General features: G+C 66.0%; 35 protein-coding genes and 1 tRNA gene. 10 read left to right on the top strand and 26 right to left on the bottom strand.

Going from position 1 to position 21911, the window contains the following annotated elements; translation table 11 throughout:
- Positions 1 to 1028 precede the first annotated feature (1028 nt).
- The 3 genes from FBY30_RS15290 (at position 1029) to FBY30_RS15280 (ending at position 3282) form a co-directional block, all read left to right on the top strand.
- The gene (locus tag FBY30_RS15290; RefSeq protein ID WP_056387585.1) at positions 1029 to 1496 is read left to right on the top strand and encodes a hypothetical protein; all 468 of its coding nucleotides are present in this window, start codon (positions 1029 to 1031) and stop codon (positions 1494 to 1496) included.
- 52 nt (positions 1497 to 1548) lie between these two features.
- Positions 1549 to 2862: a hypothetical protein gene (locus FBY30_RS15285; RefSeq protein WP_056387588.1), complete on the top strand. Its 1314-nt coding sequence runs from the start codon at positions 1549 to 1551 to the stop codon at positions 2860 to 2862.
- A 189-nt stretch (positions 2863 to 3051) separates the two neighbouring features.
- Positions 3052 to 3282 carry a hypothetical protein gene (locus FBY30_RS15280; protein WP_056387591.1) on the top strand — a complete coding sequence of 77 codons (231 nt, stop codon included), beginning with the start codon at positions 3052 to 3054 and terminating at the stop codon, positions 3280 to 3282.
- Between the two features lie 104 nt (positions 3283 to 3386).
- Here FBY30_RS15280 and FBY30_RS15275 read toward each other — a convergent pair whose 3' ends face one another.
- The 5 genes from FBY30_RS15275 to FBY30_RS15255 all read right to left on the bottom strand — a co-directional run bounded on the left by FBY30_RS15275 (position 3387) and on the right by FBY30_RS15255 (position 5581).
- The gene (locus tag FBY30_RS15275; RefSeq protein ID WP_142133556.1) at positions 3387 to 4103 is read right to left on the bottom strand and encodes an HD domain-containing protein; all 717 of its coding nucleotides are present in this window, start codon (positions 4101 to 4103) and stop codon (positions 3387 to 3389) included.
- Positions 4104 to 4258: 155 nt separating this feature from the next.
- On the bottom strand, positions 4259 to 4522 hold the full coding sequence (locus FBY30_RS15270) for a hypothetical protein (RefSeq protein WP_056387596.1): 264 nt from the start codon (positions 4520 to 4522) through the stop codon (positions 4259 to 4261).
- A gap of 36 nt (positions 4523 to 4558) precedes the next feature.
- Positions 4559 to 4939 carry a hypothetical protein gene (locus FBY30_RS15265; protein WP_142133555.1) on the bottom strand — a complete coding sequence of 127 codons (381 nt, stop codon included), beginning with the start codon at positions 4937 to 4939 and terminating at the stop codon, positions 4559 to 4561.
- 5 nt (positions 4940 to 4944) lie between these two features.
- A complete protein-coding gene (locus FBY30_RS15260; RefSeq protein ID WP_142133554.1) occupies positions 4945 to 5274 on the bottom strand; it encodes a hypothetical protein in 330 nt (109 codons plus the stop codon).
- A gap of 67 nt (positions 5275 to 5341) precedes the next feature.
- Positions 5342 to 5581: a hypothetical protein gene (locus FBY30_RS15255; RefSeq protein ID WP_056387601.1), complete on the bottom strand. Its 240-nt coding sequence runs from the start codon at positions 5579 to 5581 to the stop codon at positions 5342 to 5344.
- Positions 5582 to 5832: 251 nt separating this feature from the next.
- Between FBY30_RS15255 and FBY30_RS15250 the strand changes: the two genes are divergently transcribed.
- Positions 5833 to 6054 (top strand): hypothetical protein, encoded by a 222-nt coding sequence (locus FBY30_RS15250; RefSeq protein ID WP_056387604.1) that lies wholly within the window; start codon positions 5833 to 5835, stop codon positions 6052 to 6054.
- 61 nt (positions 6055 to 6115) lie between these two features.
- Here FBY30_RS15250 and FBY30_RS15245 read toward each other — a convergent pair whose 3' ends face one another.
- The 17 genes from FBY30_RS15245 to FBY30_RS15175 form a co-directional block, all read right to left on the bottom strand.
- On the bottom strand, positions 6116 to 6709 hold the full coding sequence (locus FBY30_RS15245) for a hypothetical protein (RefSeq protein WP_056387607.1): 594 nt from the start codon (positions 6707 to 6709) through the stop codon (positions 6116 to 6118).
- Between the two features lie 141 nt (positions 6710 to 6850).
- A complete protein-coding gene (locus FBY30_RS15240; protein WP_056387609.1) occupies positions 6851 to 7189 on the bottom strand; it encodes a hypothetical protein in 339 nt (112 codons plus the stop codon).
- Positions 7190 to 7226: 37 nt separating this feature from the next.
- Positions 7227 to 7874: a thermonuclease family protein gene (locus tag FBY30_RS15235; protein WP_142133553.1), complete on the bottom strand. Its 648-nt coding sequence runs from the start codon at positions 7872 to 7874 to the stop codon at positions 7227 to 7229.
- A gap of 166 nt (positions 7875 to 8040) precedes the next feature.
- On the bottom strand, positions 8041 to 8343 hold the full coding sequence (locus tag FBY30_RS15230) for a hypothetical protein (RefSeq protein ID WP_056387614.1): 303 nt from the start codon (positions 8341 to 8343) through the stop codon (positions 8041 to 8043).
- A gap of 17 nt (positions 8344 to 8360) precedes the next feature.
- Entirely contained in the window at positions 8361 to 8669 is a 309-nt protein-coding gene (locus tag FBY30_RS15225; RefSeq protein WP_056387617.1) for a hypothetical protein, read from the bottom strand.
- Positions 8670 to 8731: 62 nt separating this feature from the next.
- Positions 8732 to 8877 (bottom strand) — tRNA-OTHER (locus FBY30_RS20705).
- 66 nt (positions 8878 to 8943) lie between these two features.
- The gene (locus tag FBY30_RS15220; RefSeq protein ID WP_056387620.1) at positions 8944 to 9357 is read right to left on the bottom strand and encodes a hypothetical protein; all 414 of its coding nucleotides are present in this window, start codon (positions 9355 to 9357) and stop codon (positions 8944 to 8946) included.
- Positions 9358 to 9384: 27 nt separating this feature from the next.
- Complete coding sequence (locus FBY30_RS20700; protein ID WP_156400144.1) at positions 9385 to 9522, bottom strand: hypothetical protein; 138 nt, start codon at positions 9520 to 9522, stop codon at positions 9385 to 9387.
- A 218-nt stretch (positions 9523 to 9740) separates the two neighbouring features.
- The gene (locus tag FBY30_RS15215; RefSeq protein ID WP_056387625.1) at positions 9741 to 9971 is read right to left on the bottom strand and encodes a hypothetical protein; all 231 of its coding nucleotides are present in this window, start codon (positions 9969 to 9971) and stop codon (positions 9741 to 9743) included.
- The gene (locus FBY30_RS15210) at positions 9968 to 10228 is read right to left on the bottom strand and encodes a hypothetical protein (RefSeq protein ID WP_056387628.1); all 261 of its coding nucleotides are present in this window, start codon (positions 10226 to 10228) and stop codon (positions 9968 to 9970) included. The genes FBY30_RS15215 and FBY30_RS15210 overlap by 4 nt, the downstream gene beginning before the upstream one ends.
- 175 nt (positions 10229 to 10403) lie before the next feature.
- A complete protein-coding gene (locus FBY30_RS15205) occupies positions 10404 to 10895 on the bottom strand; it encodes a single-stranded DNA-binding protein (protein WP_056387630.1) in 492 nt (163 codons plus the stop codon).
- Between the two features lie 232 nt (positions 10896 to 11127).
- A complete protein-coding gene (locus tag FBY30_RS15200) occupies positions 11128 to 11391 on the bottom strand; it encodes a hypothetical protein (RefSeq protein WP_142133552.1) in 264 nt (87 codons plus the stop codon).
- 19 nt (positions 11392 to 11410) lie between these two features.
- Positions 11411 to 11650, bottom strand: a complete 240-nt coding sequence (locus FBY30_RS15195; protein ID WP_056387635.1) for a hypothetical protein — start codon at positions 11648 to 11650, stop codon at positions 11411 to 11413.
- A complete protein-coding gene (locus tag FBY30_RS15190) occupies positions 11650 to 11997 on the bottom strand; it encodes a hypothetical protein (protein ID WP_142133551.1) in 348 nt (115 codons plus the stop codon). Before FBY30_RS15190 ends, FBY30_RS15195 begins: the two co-directional genes overlap by 1 nt.
- A 175-nt stretch (positions 11998 to 12172) precedes the next feature.
- Positions 12173 to 12463: a hypothetical protein gene (locus FBY30_RS15185; RefSeq protein ID WP_056387639.1), complete on the bottom strand. Its 291-nt coding sequence runs from the start codon at positions 12461 to 12463 to the stop codon at positions 12173 to 12175.
- 86 nt (positions 12464 to 12549) lie between these two features.
- On the bottom strand, positions 12550 to 12861 hold the full coding sequence (locus FBY30_RS15180; RefSeq protein ID WP_056387641.1) for a hypothetical protein: 312 nt from the start codon (positions 12859 to 12861) through the stop codon (positions 12550 to 12552).
- A 73-nt stretch (positions 12862 to 12934) separates the two neighbouring features.
- Positions 12935 to 13585: a homing endonuclease associated repeat-containing protein gene (locus FBY30_RS15175; protein ID WP_142133550.1), complete on the bottom strand. Its 651-nt coding sequence runs from the start codon at positions 13583 to 13585 to the stop codon at positions 12935 to 12937.
- A gap of 324 nt (positions 13586 to 13909) precedes the next feature.
- Here FBY30_RS15175 and FBY30_RS15170 point away from each other — a divergent pair, with 324 nt between their 5' ends.
- The gene (locus FBY30_RS15170) at positions 13910 to 14752 is read left to right on the top strand and encodes a hypothetical protein (RefSeq protein WP_200830700.1); all 843 of its coding nucleotides are present in this window, start codon (positions 13910 to 13912) and stop codon (positions 14750 to 14752) included.
- A 186-nt stretch (positions 14753 to 14938) separates the two neighbouring features.
- Here FBY30_RS15170 and FBY30_RS15165 read toward each other — a convergent pair whose 3' ends face one another.
- Both FBY30_RS15165 and FBY30_RS20695 read right to left on the bottom strand, forming a co-directional pair.
- Positions 14939 to 15376: a hypothetical protein gene (locus FBY30_RS15165; RefSeq protein ID WP_056388145.1), complete on the bottom strand. Its 438-nt coding sequence runs from the start codon at positions 15374 to 15376 to the stop codon at positions 14939 to 14941.
- A gap of 1025 nt (positions 15377 to 16401) precedes the next feature.
- Entirely contained in the window at positions 16402 to 16545 is a 144-nt protein-coding gene (locus tag FBY30_RS20695; protein ID WP_156400145.1) for a hypothetical protein, read from the bottom strand.
- Between the two features lie 151 nt (positions 16546 to 16696).
- Here FBY30_RS20695 and FBY30_RS15160 point away from each other — a divergent pair, with 151 nt between their 5' ends.
- On the top strand, positions 16697 to 17170 hold the full coding sequence (locus tag FBY30_RS15160) for a hypothetical protein (RefSeq protein WP_142133549.1): 474 nt from the start codon (positions 16697 to 16699) through the stop codon (positions 17168 to 17170).
- 109 nt (positions 17171 to 17279) lie between these two features.
- A complete protein-coding gene (locus tag FBY30_RS15155) occupies positions 17280 to 17570 on the top strand; it encodes a hypothetical protein (protein ID WP_056387658.1) in 291 nt (96 codons plus the stop codon).
- A gap of 70 nt (positions 17571 to 17640) precedes the next feature.
- Here the strand turns inward: FBY30_RS15155 and FBY30_RS15150 are convergent, their stop codons facing one another.
- Both FBY30_RS15150 and FBY30_RS15145 read right to left on the bottom strand, forming a co-directional pair.
- Positions 17641 to 18945 carry a Y-family DNA polymerase gene (locus FBY30_RS15150; protein ID WP_082581623.1) on the bottom strand — a complete coding sequence of 435 codons (1305 nt, stop codon included), beginning with the start codon at positions 18943 to 18945 and terminating at the stop codon, positions 17641 to 17643.
- A 15-nt stretch (positions 18946 to 18960) separates the two neighbouring features.
- On the bottom strand, positions 18961 to 19437 hold the full coding sequence (locus FBY30_RS15145) for a LexA family protein (protein ID WP_235009458.1): 477 nt from the start codon (positions 19435 to 19437) through the stop codon (positions 18961 to 18963).
- Positions 19438 to 19818: 381 nt separating this feature from the next.
- On the opposite strand from FBY30_RS15145, the gene FBY30_RS15140 reads away from it, so the two are divergent.
- Genes FBY30_RS15140 through FBY30_RS15130 form a run of 3 tightly spaced genes read left to right on the top strand, consistent with a single transcriptional unit; the run spans position 19819 to position 21907 of the window.
- A complete protein-coding gene (locus FBY30_RS15140) occupies positions 19819 to 20229 on the top strand; it encodes a hypothetical protein (RefSeq protein WP_056387660.1) in 411 nt (136 codons plus the stop codon).
- Positions 20226 to 21263: a hypothetical protein gene (locus FBY30_RS15135; RefSeq protein WP_056387663.1), complete on the top strand. Its 1038-nt coding sequence runs from the start codon at positions 20226 to 20228 to the stop codon at positions 21261 to 21263. The genes FBY30_RS15140 and FBY30_RS15135 overlap by 4 nt, the downstream gene beginning before the upstream one ends.
- Positions 21260 to 21907 (top strand): hypothetical protein, encoded by a 648-nt coding sequence (locus FBY30_RS15130; protein ID WP_056387666.1) that lies wholly within the window; start codon positions 21260 to 21262, stop codon positions 21905 to 21907. Before FBY30_RS15135 ends, FBY30_RS15130 begins: the two co-directional genes overlap by 4 nt.
- Positions 21908 to 21911: the final 4 nt, after the last annotated feature.

Genomic DNA, 21911 nt, shown 5'->3' with positions numbered 1-21911 from the left:
GAAGAGGAGCTTTCCCGGGAAGCATGAAGCCTCCCTGGATCCAACGGCAGCCCCCGCTTCCACAGCGTCACCGAGCCGTCCGGGTCTCCCACCAGGTGCAGCTTCCTGAAGAGGCTCACGGGTTCTTACCTTCTAGACCCCCACCGCCCGTGAGCCTCTTCAGGAAGCGGAGTTTTTGCCCTTTCGCTCCATGCGGGGCCCTACTACCCAGTTCGCCTTTTCCCTCCGCTCTCCTTGCGGCCCCCCCGGGCGGGTCGGTGACGCCACAGGCGCAACCACAGCTGCTCCACCCTGCTCCGATAGCTCCTCCGCTCGCTCCAGGACTGCCTCGAGGTGTCGCAGGCGGGTGTTCCAGGTACCGGTCCGGGCCCGCATCGCTGGACCCCTTCTGGTCCCGGAGTGGACAGATCATTGCACCGGCATGGACAGACAGGGACACAGACCAGACCTACACAAGCCCCGAGAGAGTCCAGAAAGGCCATTCAGACACCATTAAGTGCCGGATGGCGCTCCTCGGGGCCGCTTCGGGCGCACTGCTGGTCTCATGATGGTCTCTCACAGGTCTGCTCTGGTCCGGCTCGCGACGGTGGACTGTTGCTGGTCTCTTCGAGGGCGCTTCTGTGCTTTGTGTGGGACCACCGAGCGCCCTCCAATGTGCCGTGGCCTGATCGAGGTCTTCTGCTGGTCCGCAGCGGACCGCGTGCCGGTCCCGGGTGAGCCCTTGATGAGTCCTGTGTCTTCTGGTTCCCCGGCTGACCCGTGGCCTTCTGCGGGTCCTGCCGGCGGCTCCCACGGGTCCCGCCGCGGCCATGGTCGCTCACGGTGACGCAGGCCTGATCTGCTGGTGGCCTTTTGCTGGTCTTGGCGTGGTCCTTGCAGAGACCATTGAAAGACCAGTAGAATGATGACTGATAAATGAGTCGAAAGGTCCCCGACTGGCAGTAGCGCCTCGGGGACCGCGCATGAGAGGGGGCCGCGATGACCGAGGACAGTGTCCATCAGCACGAGGGCGCAAGGGGGTGCTCGCAATGACCGATAAGGCCGAGCCGCGCCGTCTGCGCTGGAGCGTCCCGCGGGCCGACGAGTCGACGAACCGGTGGCTCGACGAGCAGTACGACATCTCGCGCTCGCTCCAGCTGTTGATCCGCGAGTCCATCCAGCGCGACGGCTACATCGACGTGGTCAACCGTCCCGTCGAGCAGCTTCCCCGGCGCGGCCGCCCGCCGCAGGGCGAGCAGGACCCTGGGCGCAGCGAGGCCCTTGACGGAGAGGAACGCGGCGATGACCGCCGTGACGGGAGTGAAAGCCAGCACGAGAGTCGCGAAGGCCGTGACGAGGCTGCCGTGCCTGTTGCTGTTTCTTCAGAGCCCGTGCAGCGCGTCGAGGCAGCCCAGGCTGTTCAGCCGCCGCCCACGCCTCCTGTCCGCGAGCCCCACCCTGTTCCCGCCGAGGAGCCTTCTGTCCCTTCGGGGCTGGACGCCTTCCTCACCCGCTGATCCGCACCGCACTTCCTGAGACACCGACTTCCTGACCGAGAGGGACACAACCATGAGCAACACCCGCACCGCCGAGAAGACCATCCAGCTCACCGGCGGCATCGACGTCGGCAACGGATACGTCAAGGGCGTCATCCGCGGCGAGGTCCACGGCAAGGAGGTCTTTGACACGATCGACCTTCCTTCTGCCGTGGTGAGCACCTCGCGCTCCACGCCCAAGGTGCCCGAGGCTGACTCGGATGCCTTCAAGATCGTGGTGGAGGACGACTTCTACAACCGCGTCGCCGCCTCGTTCACCACTCCCCTGATCGGGCACTCGGACCTGCGCACCTTCGGCCGCGCGGCACTGAGCACCCCTGGGTCGAAGTTCACGCAGTTCGAGGTCGTCGGATCCCGCTCGAAGGCCGACCAGGAACTGAGCTCGGTGCTCGTCCTGGGCGTCTTCGCCGCCAAGGCCCTGCGCGACTATGTCCGCGAGCACGGCGCGCTGCCGGACCGCGAGCTGCGCGCCACGGTGCGCGCAGGCCTGGCTCTGCCGATTGCCGAGTACGTGCAGCGCCGCAGCGCCTACGCTGCCCAGTTCGTGGGACTCCTGGGCGCGGCCGACCCCACGGTGCACCTGGTGACCGTGAAGAACTTCTCCACGCCGGTCACCGTGCGCCTGCAGTTCGAGGATGTGCAGGTCCTGCCCGAGGGCGCGTCCGCGCAGTTCGCGATCACCGACAAGGGCGCGCCGCTGGCGCAGGCTCTGCTGGACGATCTTCGGGCCTCGGACCCCGAGGAGGCCGCGCGCCTGCAGGGTGTCACCGCCGAGCTGCTGGTCGGTGTGCGCAACACCGTCGGCGTCGACGTCGGCGAGGGCACCGTGAACTTCCCCGTCTTCACCGACGGCGCGTTCAACTCCGAAGCGGCCAGCACGCTGGACCAGGGCTACGGCACCGCGCTGACGAACGCGCTGGACCGGATGAGCACCAGCGGAGACAAGGACCTGAGGTTCAAGAACCGCAAGGCGCTGGCCGACTTCCTGCAGCAGGAGCCCAGCGTATTCCTCCAGGGCAGGTTTGACCGCGCCAAGGGCTACGTCGACGAGGAGGCCGAGTACCTGGCCGAGGAGATCGGCGCACGCTTCGAGGACGTCCTCGCCGAGGTCGGCGGCACCACCGAGGTGGTGTACGTCTACGGCGGCGGTTCGGGCCCGATCAAGGAGATCCTGCGCCCTGTCCTGCAGAAGGCCGCCGGCGGCATCCCGGTGCTCTACCTCGACGCCGCGTACTCGCGCCACTTGAACCGCGAGGGCCTGTACCTGGCGGCGAAGGCCGTCGAGGTCCAGAAGCCCGAGGGCAAGCGCAGCAAGGCCGCGGCGTGACGATCATGCATTCGTGGCCCGGTCCTGAGAGGCTTGCGGTCGGCATCGAGATGATGCGTGCAGGCTGCCGATCGCGTACTGCTTCCTGTGGTACCGCTCACAGTGCTGAGCGGTACCACAGGAAGCCCCGAAAGAGACCACTGATCGACCAACAACAGACCACAGCCCACCCCAGGAGGGATCAATACCATGACCGACCACGACGAGACCCACGACGGACCCAAGAAGGACCAGCGTCAGACCTATGAGAAGCCCTCGGGCATCGTCGCACGGCTCCAGCAGCTGCACGAGGACCGACCTGTAGTCTTCGCCGTGCTCGTGATGGTGGTCTCCGGGCTGGTGTTCCTGCTCGGCGGAGTCCTCACCGGAGCTGTGGACCTCATCGGCATCTCTTTGCTGCCGATGGACAACATGCCGTAGCGCCCGGCAGGCACAGCGCGGGCGAAAAAGAGACCTCCCCGGCGGCAGCTGATGCTGCGCCAGGGAGGTCTTTGCGGTGCTGGTGATCCAGGTCAACAGGATGGTCAATCGATGCCATGCTCGGCCGACAGGGCTGCGAGATCGTGGCTGAGATCTTCCATCGCGGCGATGGCGGCCATGGTGCACTGCTGGGTCGCAGGGCAGCAGAGCGAACGGCGCAGACCTGCTCCGACGATCTCGACGGCCGGCATGTACTTGAAGAGCATGCGGTACATGCGCGAATCCTGGCCGTGGCCGAGCTGGTGCCGGATCGAACCGGCGTTGTCCTTCAGGTCGCTGGCCTTGATGAGCAGCGCCCGGGAACCGGAGTTGGCAAGCCGCGTGAGGTGCTCCTCATAGGAGGTGCTCCCGCCAGGAGTGGTCACCGCCCCAACGAGCACCGAGACGCGCCGGCCGTACAGCCGCGCCAGACAGCCCAGGGGATCCTCACCCGGCTGGCCGAAAGCAGCAAGCAGCTCTTTGCTGCAGTCCTCGACGACATCATGCAGCAGTGCTGCGGCAATCAGTTCAGCGTCGGTGACGCCCCAGCGCAGGAGGCGCAACGCCACGCGCAGCGGATGCTCGATGTACGGCACGCGAGGCATGTCTCCCCTGATGAAGCGGGTCTGCTTCCGGTGCAGGAACGAGGCCGTCGCAGCTGCGCGGGTCACGAGCTCCGTGTTCGTGGGCATGAGGTGTTGGATCTCCCGCTCGAGTTCGAACACGAGCATCGCAGGGTCCATTTGCTTGAGCGGGACACGCGTCGTGGTCAGGGTGGTCATGGCTCTTCCTTTGTTCGGGATGGTTCTCTTGCTGTTGCAAAACACCAGGCGCTGCCCCGCAGCGCGTGGACCCGCCTCAGAGACAGAGCGAGAGCCCCGGCCCCGCGCCGGAGCGCAGGAGCCGGGGCTCTGGTGGGATCAGGCAGGGCGACTGGTCATTGGTGCTGGCTGGGCTGGGTGTCGTTGTGACGGCGTAGCCGGGCAGCCCAGGTCTTCAGGCCCGGAAGTCCAGCAGCCCAGACAGCACCGGACAGGACCACGAGCACCACGCTCGCCGTCCAGTGGCCGGTCCAGGCGCTGGCTGCGATCGCGGGCAGCAGGGCGAGGACGTTCAGCACGATCCCCGTGACGAGGAGCGCCCTGCCGACACTCCGGAGGATCCGCTCGCGGCGGCCGGTGGTCTGCATCGTGTCAGGCATGGTGGTTCACGCTCCTTCGTCGTGGGATGTGTTCTCTCAGAGCTCGATCCGCTTGCCGCGGGCGAGCTCGGCAGCGGGGATGCTCAGCCGGTAACCGCCGACCGGGTAGCTGGGGTGGTCGCTGGCGACGACCGCGCAGTTCCACCAACCAGCGTGGCGCTTGCGAGGACGGGGTTCTTCCTCGCCCTCGGTGCGGGCCTCGCCGCGGTATTCGATGGGCACCACGACGACGCGGTGGCCTGAGCCCCGCTCGGTGGCGTGCCAGGGCAGCTCGATGAGCAGGTCCTGGGGCCACTGCTCGATGGTGACCGGCAGCTTGGACAGTTCGTGGTTGGCCGAGCCCTCGGGCGAGTGCGCGAGGCGCTGGGCCTCCTGCTCGGCGGTCTCGACGAATCCGATCTTCTCGAGGAAGGACATGGTGATCAGTGCTCCTGGTTCATGGGTTGGGAAGTCGACGGGTCAGCCTCAACGCTGGACTCGCCGCGGACGAGATCAGCCAGCGCCTGGGCGTAGGCGTCTTTGGCCCGTTCGATTGCAGCCTGCTTGTAGAGTGAGTGGATCTTCTCGCCGGCGGCGATGCGGTCCTCGACCTCGTCCATTGCTATGACGGCGGCGGCGAGCTGGACCCGGGCCTGAGCCTCGGCACGCCGCAGCTCCGGGTAGAAGGCCTTGCTCGTGGCGAGCCGGTGGACGGCGGTAAGGCGTTGGGCTTCAGCGTCGAGGTCGGGCTCGGAAGTGGTGGCAATGGACACGGTGATCCCCTCCTGTTTGATGAAGTCGTTTGTTCGATGCCGGACCTGGATCAGCTGCGCTGGTTCCTCAGCCCTCTGCCAGACGGCGGGCGGCCGCCTGGAAATCCGCGAAGGTGGTCTCGGCGCGTTCTGCCCGTGTGCCGTCCGCCGTGAACGCCGTGCCGCACCATCCCGTGACGTAGCGCTGGCACAGCTCGCGGTCGGCCTGGCGGGCCTGCTCGTCGTAGACGGGCGCGCTGACGACCAGCACATCAGAGCCGAAGTCGAATGGCAGCGCGTCCTGCATGGGTGCGGCGATGGTGCTCATGGCGGTTCTCCTCGGAATCCTGTGGGGCACGGCGCTGCACTGCAGGCCGTCCTTCGTCGATGACTCCTCCGTGACAGCTCCGCTGTCACCACCACTGGCTGCACCTGAGAATCGAAGATGAAGAAGAACAACAAGAAGGTTCCAACCCCGCGCCGGCAAAACGCGGATGATCCGCAGCATCGGCACAACCCCTCCACGCACCCTGGGATAGGCTTTCGGCGGAGTTCAAAATTCAACAAAGGGAGAGATTCGTGGCGGGAAGCGCGGTCTATGGCAAGGGCTACCACGCAGGCAAGCAGGATGCCCGTACAGAGGACCTGATCGCCGCGGGGGTCTTGGCGGCTGCAGGTCTGGTCATTGCAGGTGGCGTCAAGGTTTACCGGAAAGTCAAAGAGGCCCACGCAACCCGGCTGGAACAGCGGCTGAAGGACATCGACGACGGAGGTAACTCCGAAGATTCCGGCCAGCAGTAAACCACGGACACAAAAAAGAGACCCCACCGCCGGAGCACGCGCTCTGACGGTGGGGTCTTCTTCAGGCGAACGTCCTGTCCGCAGCGAAGTGCTCGTGCACGGCCTCGCGGGCGGCGGGGTATTCGTCGTAGGGATCCGGGTAAGCAGCATCGAACCGGGCAGCGGTGGTGATGCCCTGGAATCGGAGCAATTCCAGGAGATCCGGCAGGTCCTGTGCACGGCCGGAGAACTCCGCGGTGTCCGCGGCGATGATCTTGGCGCGGGTCAGCGTGGGGACACTGGCCAGCTGAAGCCTGATGCACTCGTACGCTGTGTCGTCGTCGATCCAGCGCGCCTGGTATATCGAGGCCACGAGCTCAGCGTCGTCACCGTCCATCACGTTGTCGTTGTTGATCCAGTCGCGCTCCAGGTTCATTTCGTCGGCCACCTCATGGATTGCCGCCATGACCTCTGGCGCGAAATCGCCGGTGACGCTGTCGATGTCGACGGTGAATGCCCGGTCCGCAGCACGGATGCCGTACTTCATGAGCGCGAAGCCGCCGATCGCACGGATCTGCACCGGGGCGTTCAGCCCCAGGCGCTTCAGCTTTCCGTTGAGCACCTCGAGCGCCCGCTCCAGCTGGGCCAGGCTGCACTTGTGGTCGTCGTGGCTCATCGTGCTGCTCCTTCTGGTCAGGAAGGAGCGGGTGTCTCCTTCGAGTCCAGATCCGGATCGGCTGTGCCGATCTGACGAGCCGCCAGGAAAGAGACGAGCCCGGCACCAGGGGCTCTCCCCCGTGCCGGGCTCTGTTCAGGCTCAGTGCATGCGTTCGATGCGCGTGGATCCGGACCCGTCCTGCAGGCCGGTGGCGCAGTCGTACCAGAAGCCGTTGGGCAGGCGGACCAGCGTGTGCGCCTCACGTCCTGGCCAGTTGCCGGCAGCTGCGATCGCGGGTACCGCCCGGCGGTCCATCACGCAGCTCACCCCCAGCTCCTCCACGACCTGCGGGTCGCGGACGTACTTCGCGGTGGAGCCATTGCGGGGATCGCACGGGACCTGCTTCATCCAGGCGGGGTGGTCGAGGACCCTCTTGACGAGGACCTTGTCGCCGACCTGGAGTTCGTCCAGCTCAGAGGGTGCTGTAGGGATGGGCATGTGGTTCTCCTGGTTCGTAGTCTGTAAGTGCAGCAGCTCAGCCGCGGCCGATGGAGGAGCACTGTGAGTGCGCACCGGCATGCAGTGCCACGGCGTTGTCAGCCGCCGTGCGGTACTCGGGGATCCGCTGGGGCTCCGGCTCGCCCTTGGGGAACCAGGGCATGGCGTAGCCGTCGGTGACCTGCTGTCGCGCGGCATCGTTGTGGGCCGGTGTGATGACGTAGGCGAGAGAACGGCCATAACGGTCAGTTCTGTCTGCCCCGGGGTCGTACTCGATGGTCACTGGCATGCCCTGCGGCAGGATGCCGCCAAGATGATCAGTGGCGGCCCTAGCGCCGCACTCGGGCTCGGCATCCTTGTGATAGTTCATTTCGGGCGCGTCGATGCCCAGGAGCCTGACTGTGTGCTCGGGGATCCCGATATGCTTGTCGGTCGCCTCGAGCAGGCCGGCCACCGGCAGCACGGCGACGGTGTCGCCGTCGATGACACGGATGACTTTGGTCTCCACGCTCGCCGGTTTGCCAGAGGACACCTGTCCCGGGTCCTGGGCTGCCGCAGTGCTGGTGGACGGCGTACCCGGGACGCCGGGGGCCTTCGGCAGGTCCTCGCAGCCGGTCAGCGTGACGATACAGAGCACGGCGGCGATGAGGCCGCCGAAGACAGATCCGGAGGGGGTGCGCTTCATGGTGGGGTTTCCTTGCTGGAGTGGTCGTCGGGCGCTCTGGCCGGGGTGGCAGGCGTGCTTCTCCACGGGCACGCCCGAGCCAGCTGTGCTGGCTGTTCCGGAAAGAGAAAGACAGGACCCCCGGCCCTGAGCGATGCGCTCGGTGCCAGGGGTCCAGTGAGAGAGATCAGTTGCCTGCCGCGACGGATCCGGAGTCGATGGGTTCGACGATGAAGACGCCGTCGGGCTCGCCCGTGAGCTCAGCAGCGAGCCGGCTCAGTGACTGGGCGTGGTCGAGCCTGTTACCGGCCCAGACACGCCGGCCAGCGTCGAAGTGCTCTGCGGCTTTCCTGGTCTCCTGTTCGGCACCGAGCGAGGCGATGTGTGCGAGCTTGCGGCGCACGTCCGGGCTGAGCTCGCGGATCAATGCGCTGCGTCCCTTGTGCGTCATGCCGAGCAGCATGCCGTTGCTGATGGGTCCGGTGTACATGGCGGTTTCCTTGCTGGTCAGGGTTGTTCCGGTCCGCGGGCGACGAGCACGAGGCGCGAGCCGCGGACGAGGTGGGCCTCACCGCCGACGGTGAGGATGTGGACAGTGCTGCCCACCGAGGGCCGCACCTGCTGGACGACGGCTGTGCCGCCATCCAGATCAGGGTTCAGGTCGCGCAGCGCGACCCGGTCGCCCCGGCGCAGCATCCGGGCGCTCTTGCCGCCGAGGATGCGGTGGCGCTCGGTCGAGCGCAACAGAGCCTCCTGGACCGCAGGACCGCCGTCTTTGACGATGTCGAGGAAGGCGGGGGTGATGGTGTCGGTCATGGCATTGCCCTCCTGGCTGGTGCAGCTGATGGATCGCGCGGGCCTGTACGACCCTGGGTCTGTGGCGCTCACGGGGATCGAACCCGTGACCTCTCGTGCGTCGCCCTGCAACGGGCCTGTAGCCTGGGTCTGCCTGACCAGGGATTGATGCGGAATCGAACCGCGGGCAGTCAGAACGCCGAGTGCTCTGCCGCTGAGCTAGAGCGCCGTGGGCCGGTTCCGGGAAGGAGCCGGCGAGGGGTTGTGAGGAAAGGGACGAGGAGCCGTTCGCCACTCACTTCCAGGTCGGTGCCCGCAGGGAGTCCGGAGCCGTGCAGCCGTCGCACGGCCTGGCCGCTGGCGCGAGGTGGTGCTCGACGAGATGGGACAGGAACCGGACTCCGACCTCGACGTCCGTCGTGAACGACTCGTCATCGGCCGTGCCGACGATCTGCGCGGAGGCGACCGTCGAGTCGATGTCCAGGTCGATGACCAGCTGCAGGGCGAGGCCCGGCGCGGGGCCGATCAGCTCGACGAGCACCTGGTAGTCCGGCTCGCACGAGTGCGAGACCCAGCCGACGTGGCGCTCGAGCTCGTCGGCGTCGTCGGCGGCGTTCAGCTCCTGGAAGACCGCTGCGACGGCGGACAGGAAGCCGGTGAGGGTGTGGTCGTGGTTGCGGTGATGACGGTGCTGCACGGAGGTCGACATGGCCCCTCCTCGGTCGATGGGTGGTGATCAGCGGATCTCGGAGTAGCCGCACTCCGGGCAGGTGTGGGTGCAGGCGCAACCGCGCCGGCCGGCCCGTTCGCGGGCCGTGGCGGGGGCGTCGGACTCCATCGGCACGCCATCGTTGGGGCAGCTGAGACCAGACATGGCGGACCTCCAGTGAAGTGTGGCAGGACGGGGACGTTGTCCTTCGTCGTCAGATCCGGATCGGCTGTGCCGATCCCCTCCACACAGGCCACGAACGAAACCTGAACGAAAAGACAGCGCCCCGCCACGCCGCTGCTGCCGGGAGGGCAGGGCAGGGCGCGCGGGGCGCTGGTGGGGCCGGAGCCACGGAGGGATCGAACCGCTCTGCACGGAAGCTCTCAGCGCCGGATCCCGACGGCGGCCTTGCACCGCTTGGTGAGGACCAGGAACTGGAAGAAGGCGACGGCAGCCGACTCACCGAGGAAGTAGTGCACTTCTTCGATCGTCATCCCACTGGGGTCGAAGTCGACGATCCGGGGATACGTCTCGGCGAGGATCCGCGCCGCCGCGGGAAGCCCGGCAGCCGGCTGGACCTCGGCGGCGGGCTCGAGCTGCTGGACCAGGCTCATTCGTCCTCCAGGTCCATCCGCCCGGTGACGGTGCGGAAGCGCTCCACGGGGCGGGTGCCGCCGTGATCGGCGACGAAGACCTGGCTGGCGTGAAGGCGCAGCTTCTGGATGACGGCGGTGACGACGTCGTCGACCATGGCCTCGACATCCGGTCCGGGGTGGTCGGTGATCACCGAGCCGACGACGGCGGTGAGCCCTGCGTGCAGGGCCTGGTCGTGATCGGTGGCCTCGACGGTCGCGTCGGCGACGATCTGCATGGCGGAACTCCTTCTCTTGGCTGATGACGTTGGGGGCAGGGCAGGACGGCGGCCAGCGAAAGCAGATCCCCGTCCGAGCAGCGCGAGGCTCCTCGGACGGGGACTGTCGGCGTGCGTGAGCCGCCTATTCGGTTGTTATTCAGTTGTGGGTTGTGCTGGGTGCGGGGCGCGCTTCTCAGGAGAAGGGCAGCTCCTCGCTGTGGACGGCGCTGGCGACGGCCGGCTGCGGTGCGGCAGCGGCTGCGACGGGAGCCGGAGCCGGCTGGGTCTGCAGGGCCTGGTTCTGCGCCTCGGCGGCAGCGACGCGCTCGTTCACGCGGGCCTGGGTCACCGAGCGGGGCTCGAGGAACGTGATGTCCTCGACGACTGCCTTGAGCTCGAAGACCTCGACACCGTTCTTGGTGTAGCGGTCCTGGCGCAGCTTGAGGTTCACGGCCACGAGGTCACCCTTGTGGATGCTCGCGAACGGGCCGATGCCGTTGGTGGTCGCGCGCACGAAGGCCTCGACCGGCACAGCGTCAGCGCCGCGGTTGCCATGGCTGTCGGTGTAGTTGTGGTCGGCCATCAGGGTGAACGCGACCTTCTTGGAGCCGTCCTGGTTGTTGAAGACGACCGGGTCCTTGGTCAGGCGGCCTATGACGGTGGCGGAGTTGCGGGGGTTCGACATGAGTATTTCTCCTCGTTGTGCACGAAACGCGCGGGCAGTGTCCCTGCTCCGCGCGCGATGGTGAGTTGAAGTGTTCGGTTGTCTCTCAGACCCCCATCCGGATCAGCTGTGCTGATCAGACGATGATCTTTCGAATGAAGACTCGGATCAGCTGTGCTGATCGAGCGCTCCTCAGTGCTCCTTCCGGATCAACTGCGTTGATCCCAGATGCCCTTGCATCACGGGTCCCGCATCAGCTGCGCTGATCGAACCCGGTACGCCCGGCCCAAGGCCAGCCCGGTGCTGCCCCCAGATCCCAGAGTTCAGCCTCGATCTGATCGGCCGCGGCCACGTCTCCGCTCGCGCAGGCCCGCCGGTAGTCCTCCTCCAGGTACGCGATCTGCCCGTCCCGGTTCGGGAACCGTCTCCGGAACAGCAACCAGCCCAGCCACGCGAGGCAGATCATGAAGGCAAGAGTGGCGATGAGGACTCCGGTGCTCTCGATGATGTTGTCCATGGCGTTTCTCCTGTCTGCTTCAGATCCGCAGCCGCCGGCGGACCAGGTCCACGAGCGTCGGGTCGGGTGCATGCCCCTGGGCCTGCTGCAGCTGCAGCCAGGCGAGGACGTTCTGCGTGTCCTGGGCCTCGAGCTGGCGGCGCTCGACCTCCAGCTGTTCCTCGCCGAGGGCGAGCATCCGTCCCTGGAGCTGCTCGATCTTCTCGAGGTGGCCGGTGCTCAGCTTCAGGACGCTCAGCGCATGGGTGTCCGCGGCCATCAGAGCGTGACCTCGACCTCGTGGGCGGTGGAGGCGAACGGACCGACGGTCACGGAGCGCATGATGCGCACGAGCCCCGCCTCCTGCAGGCGCTCGGCCAGGCCAGCGTGTTCCGACCAGTCCTTGATGAACACTCGCCCCGGGCCGGCTACGAGGCCATATGCCTCGAGGTTCACCGAGATGCGCTCGGGGGCCTCGTCGGTCAGGAGTACGAGGCTGCGCTGGGCGTCGGCGTGCTGCAGGGTGCCCGTGAGCTCGATGACGCCGAAGTCGACGGCGACGCTGTGCTTGATGACGGGCGGTGCGATGGTCTGGTCCATGGTTCTTCTCGCTTTCGATGCCTGCACAGGCAGGTGAATGGTTGTTGACCCCGGGCCGCCGTGGCTTCGTTGCCGGGCTGCGGCAGGAACGGTGTGTCCGGCGCTTCTCGCGACGGCCCGGGGCTGTTCGTGGTGCGGCAGTGGGCCGCATGAAGTCTTGACCCAGCCCCGCAGGAGGCCAGGGGGGCCGGAAGGGGTCTCTTTAGATTCCCCGGCGGGCCCAGTCGTAGACCTCGGCGGGACCGCGACGGGACCTCGCGGAGCCCTGGTGGCCCTGCCCCTGGATGAGACGAAGGGTCGGGCGGGCGGTGGGTACAGGAATGGGAACGAGCGAGCTGTCTGCCTCCTCGGCCTGCGGCTGCTGTGCTGCCGCCTTGTCTGTATGTCTGCGCCGGAGCGCAGCCTCGGCCTCGGCGTAGAGCCAGATGAGCCCGAGCACAAAGACGGCGAGCAGCACGATGAGGGCCCAGCTCTGTAGTGGTGTCATGGGCATGAGCGGGACGCTCCTTCGCTGGTCGGTGGTTCAGTCGATGAGTCCCCCGGCGCAGCTGCGCTGCGTCGCTGCATCCCTGCCCCGGGTCAGGAGGCCCGGCGGGCAACGGTGTGCCCACAGGCGAGGTACGCGATGTCGTAGAGCGGGGCCGGGCCCCAGGCGGCCTTCCAGGCCGCGGGCAGCGGCAGCGGCTCCGTCGTACGCAGGACGACGTCCTGCGGCATGCCAGGGATGCCGCCCTCGACATCGGGCACCGGATCGTCCCCGGGGGTGCAGCCGCCGCACCACTCCTGTTCGGGCAGGAGCGCAGCGGCGGCCTGCAGTTGGATCTGCTGTGCGATGGCGTCCGACGGCCGTGCGTCGTCGATGACGTCATGGAGGGGGCGGGCGATCGTCATGATGGAGTCCTTCGGTCTGTGTGCGGTCAGTGGGATGAGCGGGATGGCAGCCACCCGCGTCAGAGCCGCCGGCTCATCCCACGGCGAGCTGCGTGGCCCGCGACCAGCTGCCCATCCGGAACCGGATGGTGGCCGCCGGCGGGACATGGGTCCGGCAAATGCCGTCGGTGCCGCCGGTGCGCCAGGCCTCGTAGGCGAGCACGGCGATGGAGCCGGTCTTGATCCAGCACTCGCGCAGGGCGTCGAGGATCATCTCCTCGGTCCACTTCGTGGTCGCGCCCTGGAAGTGCAGCGGCTGCTCGGTGGTGTTCAGGCCCGCTCTCTCCAGGGCTGCATTCCAGGAGCCGAACCGGCGCTCCAGCAGCGGCGCGGATGGTTCGTCGTCGTGTCTGCGGCGGATGTAGTCGTTGCGCGGGAGGCTGTCCTGATCCGCGGCGCAGCGCAGGAGCGCGTCGACCATCTGCTGTTCGGTGTAGGTCTGGACAGGCCCTTGGAAGGCTCGGGCCGGCTCTGCGGGGTCGAACGCCGTGCAGGCGTAGCCGTTTCCGGCCAGCGCGTGGGAAATTGTGTGCTCCGAGATCCAGTGATCGTCCGTGTGTGGATCGGGGTTCTCGCACTGCACGCCGCCGCTCTCGTGGTGCTGGCACGGCAGGTGCTCCTGCACCTGCGGGTCTGCGATCTGGCAGCGCGGCATCAGGTCCGTCGGCACAGTCGTCCGGGTCATTGGCAGTCCCTCTCTCGCTCGGCGTCGTCCGGGCGCAGCAAGCCGTCCCGACCCGGCCCACCCAGGGACCGGGTGACGCGCTCGGGACGCGTCGAGCACCCGTCCGGATCAACTCCGTTGATCCCTCCCAGCCCAGCTGCCCCCTGGCGATACCAGGCATCGCCAGGGCCTGGCGCAGACCTTCTGTCAGCCGTCTTTTGTGTCGCTCTTCGCGCATCAACCGATAGACCATTCGATTGACCTATCGGATAAGATGTACTGGAAGACCAGTCGGATGCGGGCTCTGTGCCATCCGGCGCAGACATCGACCCGACAGGAGAGGCCATGGCGATGAAGACCCCGATGACGAGGAAGGCGGCATTGTCCGCCGCCGCACTGGCGGTGCTGGGCAGCCTGCTCGCCGGATGCTCCGCCGGTTCAGAGACGGCGCAGCCATCGCCGAGCCCGAGCACCAGCGCGGCGAAGGTGACCAGCGAGAACCTCGGCAAGGCGCTGGACCGGCTCGTGTTCCAGGGCACCGGGGCCAAGAGCGCCGACGGCGGCGCGTGCCTGGTCCGCGCCGTAGAGGACAAGAAGCTCTCGGACGCCGCGCAGGCTTACATCGTGGGCAAGGGCAGCGACGACATCGCCGCGGTGGCAAATGGCCTGCGCGAGGTCAGCGCGATGGACGCTTCGATCATGCTCTCCCCCGAGCTGCGCGACAAGTTCGACGCTTGCGTCGACGCGGTGATCCCGCCGACCCCGGCCCCGTTTGCCACGACCAGCAAGGACGGCAAGGACGGCAAGGATCAGGTCTACGTGCCGCCGAAGCAGGGACAGGAGCTCCCCCAGGCCCGGCAGCCGGATCTTACGCCGAAGTTCCCGGTGCCGCAGGGCGCGAGCATCAACTCCTCCTCACAGCTGACCGCGGGGCTCGTTTCGACGTTCTCCTCCTATGCGCTGAACGAGGATCAGAAGAAGACCTACGCAGCCTCGGGCGCTTGCCTGGCGGGCGTCGTCTTCCAGGCAGGGTTCTCGCAGGAGACGCTGCGCTTCCTCGCCGGCGGCGCACCAATAGGGACCGGATCGATCTCGGACTTCCTGCCGAAGGACGAGGACAAGAAGATCTGGAAGTCGAAGGACTTCACCTCGGCACTCGTGGACTGCACGGCCAGCGCAAAGGTCTGAGGCTCATCCATCGCGGGTTTTCGTCCTGCCGTTGATTGGCTTCTACCGATCAAAAAGAAGAACCGGTGCATACTCGCACCGGTTCTTCTTTTCCTGTTCACAAGGCTGCCGAAGTCATAGCAAGCCCCAGATGGCAGCATTCCAGAGCGGAGTCCGCGTCACAGCACTTCGATGGCGACGTCGGCACTAGAGCCGTTTTGGCTGCGCATTGCCGAGGTGCGCGCGCACCACGGCAATGTCCCTCGTCGGGTCGCGCCGGATCCGCTTCGACTTGACGATGAACGCGGACTTCTCGATCACAACGAGCTTCAATCCATGTTCGGGGATAAGAAGGCGCTTGCGTTCGTCGTAGAGGCGACGTTGCTCGCCGCGACCGACACCAGAGACGGTCTGCCGCCGATCGAAGAACGGCGACGGCTTCGAATGCTGCTCCTCCTGGAACTCGACGACGAGCTTGAGATCGGACCAAAAGCCGTCCACGGGTAGCTTGGTGCCGAGGGGTCGCAAAGGGGACGGGTCGCCGCGGAGCCAATCGAACGTCGCTTGGCGACAGCTGCTCATGCCGAGGACGCCATCGCACAGGTCAAGCACGTAGTGCTCATCGGACGCAGTGCGGTCGACCATGCCGTGATTCTTGCAGAGTTCAGCCGAGAGGCCCATGCTTCATAGGTTCAAGAACGACGTTTGGTCCGCTCTGAGAGCTTAGGATCTCGGAACCAGGCTGATTCGGTCAGTGCCGGCGGCGGCCTGATACGGCCCGGTGCCAGTAAGCCGCTTCTGCACTTGTCAGAATCTCGTAGATCTCCTCGACCACGAACTTGCCCAAATAAGGGCGTTCCTCGGCGCTCAAAGTTCCCAGAGACACCAGTGCAGCCGCCAACAGCACATCGTCTTCAATCGAAGGCTCAACCCATTCCCGCACACCATCGTCGGTAAGGTCCTCCCAGACATATGGCGAGGTTGCTATGGCCTCCCTAACCGCGGCGAGTCGCACCCTTACGTCTCCGCTGCGGGACCGCGCGTAGAGACGGATCTGATATTCATCCGAGGCCGGGGGCACAAGGGGTGCCCCGCCGGCTAACGGATGATGAGCAGCAATGACCTGGTAGCGGGCCCGGGCAGGGTGTCGGTCATGGAGGTCCTGGCGTATTTCCCTGATGCGGTGCCCGGGGCGCAATGTTGCAATTCCAGGGATGCGGTTGTCCCGCCTATTCGCGTTGTGTGGTGCCATGACCTGTCCCGACAAGCGGCCAATAGGTGTCCCCCTCCCTCATGATAGGCCCGGTTCGGACGGAGGTTGAAGGGCACCGGATCGAGGCGGCTGGGCATACCGGAACGAGCTTGATCGTCCCTGCGGTTTTCCACATACGCCAGGACTCCCCTACCGGCAGTCGGCAACCGATGCTGCACTGGAGGCATGCTCAGCTACGAAGACATCATTCTGCTCGGCGAGGAACGGGTCTTGGTCATCCAGGAACACAAAGAGGGCCGTTGCTGGTGTGGCCAGACCTGGCAATGACCAACCTTGACGGGCGCTGTCTTGGTTGTATGGCTGGTGCTTCCTGATGCCGGACTGCTTGCTTCAGGCCGGACCAGGACCTTGCTGGGAATTCAGCAGGGTATCCGGGCGGAGGAGCATACTGAAACGGTTACACCTCACGGTCCGGAACGCGAATGATGATCATCCGGGATCCTTCCGGGATTTTGGCCTTCGCAGCAGCCAGGGTGGTGCCATAGTCGGGGCCCGTCGCGCTGACGCGCATCATTTCGCCCTGGGCATCTTCAATGGTCAATTCAACCTCCATAGCTCTGAGCATAGAGCCCTGCCCGGCCGTCCTCTGTCCGTTGGAGAAGAGAAAGTTGTCAAGTAACAGCATGCGCAGTGAGTAGCCTGCCTAAGACCGGAGCGAGACTGGGATTGCCGGTAAAGGATAGACTGCCTGAGTGCCCGGTCATGATCAAGAAGGCCCGTTCGATCGGGCGCAGCCGCTCAATCCATCACGTCTTCAGCAGCCCAAGGACAAGTCAGTCCAGTCTGAGCCCATTGAAGTGCCCAACCCTGAGGCCGCCGGAGCCTGCGAGCAGGATATGAGCCAGGGCCCGACCCGCTGGCAGCGGATCAAGGAGCATCCGGCTTTCAAGACAGGTCTCGCCGTTGGCGCTCTTGCGGCTGCTGGCGCGGTCACGTTGTTGACACTGAAGTCGCCCGAAGTATTCAAGCAGGTCAGCGCGGCGGTCTGGGAGAAAATCCCTGAGTTCACGGAGGCGGCTTTCGAGGGCATCGGCGAGGAGGCCAGCAGAAAGTCTCCGACCGAGCATAATGTCAGCGGGCACCAGCGCGTGCAGCACTACGGTCCCGGCGGCACCGAAACAAAGTTCGTCCAGGTATCGCCTTACTCGCGTGGAGGTAGTACCTAACAGGCGCATGCGATACTGACCGTGTCGAAAATTGCGGTTGTGCTTGTCGTCAGCGGTTTATGTCATATCAGAAACGGCTTCGGCGGGACGTATTGGGACGGTAGGGCCTTTGGGTATCTTTGATTTCCTTGCGAAGAAGGAAAAAAGCTGGGACGAGATCGATGTCTACGAGGGTGAAACGCCCCCGTGCCCCAACTGTGGGACGCCCCTGGTGAAAAAGTTTGTTTACTCCGAGATGTACTGCCTTGAGTGTCGCTACGGTCTAGATGACGATGACGATGACGATGACGACAGCGAGGCGCTGAGTGTTTACGATGCAGCTCAGATCTGGGCCTCACACGGTAAGGATGAGGATTACATGTTCGGGTATTCCTCGGAGGAACTCGAAGCCGCGCTTTAATGTGGCAGGTCGCTGCTCGAGTTTGCTGCCGGCGCGGGTGCTGTTGAGGTCCTGCGCTTCCCTTACCCCGCTATGCCACAGCGACCGGCAGCTCGTCCCAGTGGGTCGTGCAGCGCTTCGAGAGCATGGCGCGCTTCATCTCCCACGCCGGCGGGGTCTTCATGCCACCCAGGCCCACACCCACTGCCTGCGCGCCGAGCTTTCTCGTGATTTCGTCAAGTACCTTCCCTACTCCCCGATCTTCGAATTCGGATTGGAACACAGGTAGGAACTGAACGCCGTCACCCGCGCGCAGTCCCGTGAGTACAACTCCTGCACGGGCGTAGCGGATACCGGCGGTCGGAAACAGATCAGGCAGGATCACACTGGCAGCTTTCGTAAGCGCGATCGGGTCATCGGTCGGCATGGCCAGCGGAACAGCCCGGTGGGCTGAATGCGGGACGGTTCCTTCGTCGGCCCAGCCGGTCGAAGCCCACACCGAGAGCACGCCGGCGACGGACCCCTGGGCCCGAAGACGTGCTGAGACCCGCTGGGCGTAGATCGACAGAACCTGATGCATCTCGTCAGGGTCCGTAAGCTTGCGCGAGAAGCTCCTGGAATAGATCAGCTGGTCCTTGGCAGCCGGCGGCTGGGTCTCCAGCTCGATGCATTTTTGCCCGCGCAGCTCCAGGATGGTTCTTTCCATGACGACGGAGAACCGTTTGCGGAGCCATTTGGCATCAGCGTCGCGCAGTTCTCTGGCCGTGTGGATGCCGAGCGCAGCCAGGCGCTTGCCGTTACGCCCGGCGACGCCCCAGAGGTCAGTCACATGGAGGGAGTCAAGGATCCGGTCAAGCTGCTCCTCCGAAAACCGCCGGAGATCGAGAACACCATTGAACGCGGGGTTTTTCTTGATGCCGAGAGCCGCTACCTTGGCGAGGGTCTTCGTGGGACCGATCGCGACGCGGACAGGAATTCCGGTCAGCTGGAGGACAGTCCGTCGGATCTCCTGTCCCCGTGATTCGAGTTCTTCAGGAGCCCCCCGCAGCTTCAGCCAGCTTTCGTCGATCGAATACACTTCCTGCCACGCACTGAAGCGGCCCAGAATGGTGGCAACCCGTGCACTCAGCGAGCCATAGAGCTCATAGTTCGATGACCTGGCTTCGACGCCCTTGGCCTGGCACCAGCCGCGGATCTTGAACCACGGCTTGCCCATGATGTCAGGATCGAGCTCCTTCACCAGCGGGCACGCGGCAACCACACAGCCGTCATTGTTCGAGAGGACAAGGGTCGGCCGGTCATGCAGCGTGGGGTCGAAGACACGCTCCGCGTTGGCGTAAAAGGAGACGCAGTCTACGAGAGCGATTTGATCGGGTGCTGGGGTCAGAGTCGTCATTGCCACGGCTGGAGACTATAGGCGGGGTCTGACACCACGTTTGATTTTCGCAGGAGACAGAATCCATGTGACCACGCCCCAGACTGACATCTCCGTGTGTTCGTGGAGAACGATGTCCGCATAGTCGAGGTTCTCTGCCACGAGAACGGTACGTCCTTGGATGACGTCCAGCCGCTTGACGGTGTATTCGCCGTCAACGACGGCGATCACAATCTTGCCCGGAACGGGATCGATCCCCCGGTCCACGAGCAGCAGGTCGCCGTCATTGATTCCGGCTCCGGTCATGGAATGGCCGGCTGCACGCCAGACGAATGTGCAGGTTGGGTCCCGGACCAGGTGCTGGACAAGATCGAGGTCCCCCGACCAATATCCCTCTGCAGGGCTGGGGAAGCCGCAGGCGACGGCTTCCGGCGCAAACGGGAGTATCAGCGGCTCGTCGAGCGCCAACGGTTCTGGCTGCGAGGCCTGCATGTCCACTTCCTTTTCGAACATATGTTCGATGGAATCGTACGCCCGGGCGGGAACGGCGCGCAACGTGGAGCAAAATGCCGGGCGGACTGGACAGGCCTGGGCTCTGGGACGGCAGCCAGGAATAAAGGCCCCGGTGCGCTTCATGCGCGTCGGGGCCTTCTCTTTTTCCCACGAACGGGAGGTGCGAACCAACGTCCAGCGGCCCCGGCCTTGGGGTCGAGGAACCGAGGCCGCCTGGGACACGCGATCAGGCGCTGACCGGGTGACGCAGATGACCCTACCTCTCTGCCCGACCTCTCCCAAAGGTCTGTCACAAGTCATTGCCCAATCATTCGTGACAGGCATTCGAATGACGTTAGAATGGACTCGTACATCAGTCGAATATGACAGGAGAGGCCAGACATGACCGTCGTCGACGAGCCGAAGGCTGCGCCTCCCGCTGCGCGGGCTGCGACCAGGTCCGGTGGACCGAGCACCGACCAGAACGGCAGCGACCGCAGGGAGCGGGTCTTTACCCGCCTGTCCTCGGACGAGAAGCAGCGGGCGGAGTACTGGGCGCAGCGGCGCGGCTACCCCTCCGCCAACGAGTACTACGCCGAGGCGATCGCCGAGAAGATCCGGCGCGAGAATCTCGACTTCGACATCCCTGATCTGCTCACCGCGCGCATCAACCAGGTCGTCGACGAGCTCAAGGCGCTTTCGACGAACAACGCCAACCTCGAGCGGGTCGTGACCATGGGCTTCGATTCCCTGCTCGGGCTGACCAGGGGCGACAACTATCTGCTGGACGAGGAGAACGGGGAGCTGACGTGAGCCAGGGGCTGAACGAGATCATGCCGTCCACCGACGAGCTGATGGACGTCGACACGTCCTTCCTCGATGCGTACCGGACCGGCGGGAGCGAGGGCCTGAAGCGGGCCCAGGAACGGGCACAGCCGGCGGAGCCGGAGCAGGACACGCCGGAGAAGGATGAGGCCCCGCAGCAGAGCGCCGAGAACCTTGACCGGGAAACCGGTGCCGGCCAGCGGGGAGGCTCGGGAGCAGGCAGCGCCACTCCCCCGGCCCAGAGCGACGCCGTCGTCGTGGACACAGCAGCGATGCCGCAGGTGCACGACGACGCAGACGCCGAAGCACACCCCGCGGCCCTCCCGGTGTCGCCGCCGGAAGATGCCAACCTCCTCCCGCCCGTCCCGCTCCAGCACACCGACCATCAGGAGGCCGTGCAGTCTGCGGCGGCCAGGGGCGGCTCCGGCGGAGGGGACGAGGGCAGCGAGTCGTTGCCACAGAGCGGCTTCCGGCTCGACGGCGTGAAGAGCCAGCCTGCCGTCCGGGCCCTGCCCGAGGCCATCGTCGGCGCGCTGCGGGAGCAGCTGCGCTCAGCGGCCGTCCGTGAGCTCGGCGTCGGCGACACGGCGGCCCGCGAGTTCACCGAGCGGTTGAGCCAGGCAAGCCTGGTCACGGCCTTTCTGCTGGCCCAGCTCGACCTTGGACTGGCGACCGATGCTGCCACCCGGCGCGCGGCGCAGCTGTTCCGCTCCCGTGATCCGCTGCTGGGCAGCATCGCGGCGCGCATGGAAGCCCTGGAGCAGATGGGCCGTGAGCAGACCCAAGGCCTGGCCGCGCTGCACGGGCAGCTGGGTGAGGTAAAGGAGACCAGCGCGGCGATCGAGCAGGCACTCGCGTACTCGATCGCGGACCGCACGAGCAACTTCCTGCGCGGCTCGCACAATGTCCACGAGGCTCCGATCACGCACAAGGACGCGGTCTTCGTCCGGGACCGGGTGCGGGAGGCGACGAAGAAGCAGGCGAAGCTCGAGCGCGAGCGGGAAGGGCGGCCGATCCGGTGAGCACCGCCACGCACAGGAGTACAGCGACCGACGCCGAGCGGTTCTGGGAGAAGGTCGATAAGGAGGCGGGCAGGCTCGACGGCACAGGCTGCTGGGTCTGGACCGCCTCGGGCCGCTTCGGCCTGTCGAACGGCCGATCCTCGGCCACGCCGCGCCGATACGCCTGGGAGGCCCTGCAGCAGGAGCTCGGGCTCGGGTCCCTGACGCAGGACGAGATCCTGCGGATGGCCTGTGGTCGCAGTGCCTGCGTCAACCCCGGGCACATGCAGAAGGGGGCCAAGCCGCTGCGCCGGCCGGGCAGCCGTACCTGTGCCCGCGGGCACACGATGGACGCCGACAACGGCTACTGGGCCAAGGACGGCACCTGGGTGTGCCGTCCCTGCAAGCGCGACCACTCCCGCCGGTACCGCCAGGACCCGCAGTTCCGGGCCGACCAGGCTGCTGCCAGCGCCAGGTACATCGCCGCGGACCCGCAGCGGGCCGAGCGCAAGAAGCAGCGGCAGCGGCAGCGGTACCGCGATGACCCCGATTACCGCGCCCGGATCCGGGCGGCGGCGCGCGAGAGGCGCGCCAGGAAGAAGGCTGAGGAGGGCCGCGACGACCGGTCCGGCAACGCAGAAATGAAGGAGGCCGGGCGTGGCTGAGGTG

The organism is Arthrobacter sp. SLBN-83 (assembly GCF_006715285.1).
Taxonomy (GTDB): domain Bacteria; phylum Actinomycetota; class Actinomycetes; order Actinomycetales; family Micrococcaceae; genus Arthrobacter.
Note: the sequence above shows the minus strand (reverse complement) of the source record. Positions and strands in the feature narration are given on the sequence as shown.